Origin of the sequence: Spiroplasma sp. ChiS (assembly GCF_002968355.1) — a bacterium.
GTDB lineage: Bacteria > Bacillota_I > Bacilli_A > Mycoplasmatales > Mycoplasmataceae > Spiroplasma > Spiroplasma citri.
Map to the genome: position 1 here is coordinate 1 of NZ_PUUH01000152.1, position 1,131 is coordinate 1,131.

Consider the following 1,131-nt stretch of genomic DNA (forward strand, 5'->3'; position numbering starts at 1 on the left):
ATCGTTATCCTTTAGATGAAGAATTAGGATTAAAAAAATATGAAAGAATTGAAAAAAATTTAAAAGATAAATATATTTCTTTTATGGGTGATGGAAAACGATATAAAGATATTATGCACACAACAGAAAATGCTAATATCAGTGAAAAAATAATATCTAATATTTTTAAAAAATCTGATTTAGAAAAAGTTGACTATATTAGCAACAAAAATAAGAATAAAATTAAATTATGCACACAACAGAAAATGCTAATATCAGTGAAAAAATAATATCTAATATTTTTAAAAAATCTGATTTAGAAAAAGTTGACTATATTAGCAACAAAAATAAGAATAAAATTAAAATTCCAAATAATGTTTTATATATTCAAATTGACTGTGCTTTTGTTCCTATGCGAGAAAATAAAAAAAGAATTGAAAAGAAAATATTTTTTTCAACTATGCATATTGGTATTGATGACGAAAAATCAACTGAAACAAGAAAAGTAATTAAAAAGAAAAAAGGTGTTTTTCAAATAATGGATAAAAATACTAATAAAAATGAAAAATCTAGTTTTAATAGTTTTATTGACAAAATTTTTAAACTAATGGATACTTATGATATTAATGAAAATACTATAATATTAGTATTAAGTGATGGCGAAAAACAAATTAAAAAAATTTACAAAGCAATAAAAACAAAATATAAAAATAACACTGTATCATATAGTTTGGATAAATTTCATTTAGTAAAAAGATTTAAAGATTTATTTTCATATAGAAATAGAAACAAAATTCATAGATTAAAATATAAATTAGCAAAAATATATTTTTTTACTGGAAATTATGAAGCATTATTAGATTTTTTAATTTGTCATTTATCCTATTTTATTGATAACAAAAAGAAATTTTTATTAGAAACTATTGAATTAATTAAAAATAATAAAGATGGTATTGAAAATCAAGCATTAGAATATAATATTGGTTGCCATGTTGAAGGTGATGTTTCACATTATATTAAGGCTGTTAAGGGGCGATGTGCAAAAATATATTGTAAAGAAACATTTAATAATATGTTAATTGCTTCAATGTTAAGACTTAATAGCAGAATTAATGAAGTTAAAATTAATAAAAATAAAGAAAAAATTGAATT

At 19.6% G+C, this 1,131-nt stretch carries 1 protein-coding gene and 1 pseudogene; both read left to right on the forward strand.

What is annotated here, in order from left to right; genetic code table 4:
- Nucleotides 1-269, forward strand: a pseudogene (locus tag C6B38_RS09980) (hypothetical protein); the annotation flags it as partial.
- A partial coding sequence (locus C6B38_RS04625) for a hypothetical protein (protein WP_146693308.1) occupies nt 230-1,131 on the forward strand: 902 nt, incomplete at its 3' end. The pseudogene C6B38_RS09980 and the gene C6B38_RS04625, both read left to right, overlap by 40 nt.